This is a genomic window from Klenkia terrae (genome assembly GCF_037083865.1).
In the GTDB taxonomy this organism is placed as follows: Bacteria; Actinomycetota; Actinomycetes; order Mycobacteriales; family Geodermatophilaceae; genus Klenkia; species Klenkia terrae.
In genome coordinates, this window is sequence record NZ_JBAPLV010000072.1 from 1 (window position 1) to 936 (window position 936).

Here is a 936-nt window from a genome sequence, read left to right on the forward strand (position 1 = left end):
CTAGATGAGTAAGTCCGATTGGATCAGTGGTCGTAGGCGATCAGTGATCTTGTGACTGGTTGGCCGGTGGCGCGGTTGTGCCAGATCGCGGCGGTCAGGGCCAGCAGTCGTTGAGCGATGCGTGCGGTGACACCGGTGAGGGTGCGACCGCCGTGGAGTTCCAGGTCGAGCTGGCCTTTGAGGGTGTCGAAGACCGATTCGACCAGTTGTCGGACCGGTTTGAGCAGGTGCTGGCCGGGGCGTGGTGGGCGGTTGCGGTAGGAGGGGCGCAGTAGGTCGGCGCCGCGGGCGTGCAGGTAGTCGTCCAGTTCGGCGGAGATGTAGCCCTTGTCGGCCAGCACCAGTAGCCCGGGCCGTTCGGTGATCAGGTCACCGTCGTAGTCCAGGACGCACATCAGCACCTGACGTTCATCGATCTTGGGATCGGCCAGCGCCCAGGTGACCGGGAGTCCGGCCGGGGTACACACCAGGTGCAGGCGTAGGCCCCAGAACCAGCGGGAGTGGCTGGCGCAGTAGCCGTAGCCGGCGACCCCGGCCAGCTCCGAGCGCCGCACGGTGGGCCGGGATCGGGCGCACTCCACCGGGGTGGAGTCCACCAGCCACACCGGGTCGGCCCACAGGTCGGTGTCGGTGGCCAGGACCCGGATCAGCCGCTTGAGCAGCGGTAACGCCCCACGCAGCCGCTTGTTGTAACCGGACTGCTCGGGCAGGTAGGGGAATGCACCGGGCAGTGCAGCCGGGACCTGCCGCAGCCAGCGGGCCTCGGAATGGACTCCCAGTAGCGCTTGGGCCACGGCCAAGGTGAGCAGCTCGGCGTCGGTCAGCCGCGGAGGGCGCCCCACACGTGAGCGAGGGCCCAGGTAGTCGTCGATGCGGACATAGAGTGAGGTCAGGAGGGTGTTGAGGTCGGTCGTCACAACCCGTACCCCAGCACCC

At 67.7% G+C, this 936-nt stretch carries 1 protein-coding gene; it reads right to left on the reverse strand.

The genetic code is table 11. The annotated features are described in order from the left end of the window. Positions 1–23: 23 nt before the first annotated feature. The gene (locus UXQ13_RS23575) at positions 24–917 is read right to left on the reverse strand and encodes an IS982 family transposase (RefSeq protein ID WP_225232589.1); all 894 of its coding nucleotides are present in this window, start codon (positions 915–917) and stop codon (positions 24–26) included. Between the last annotated feature and the right edge of the window lie 19 nt (positions 918–936).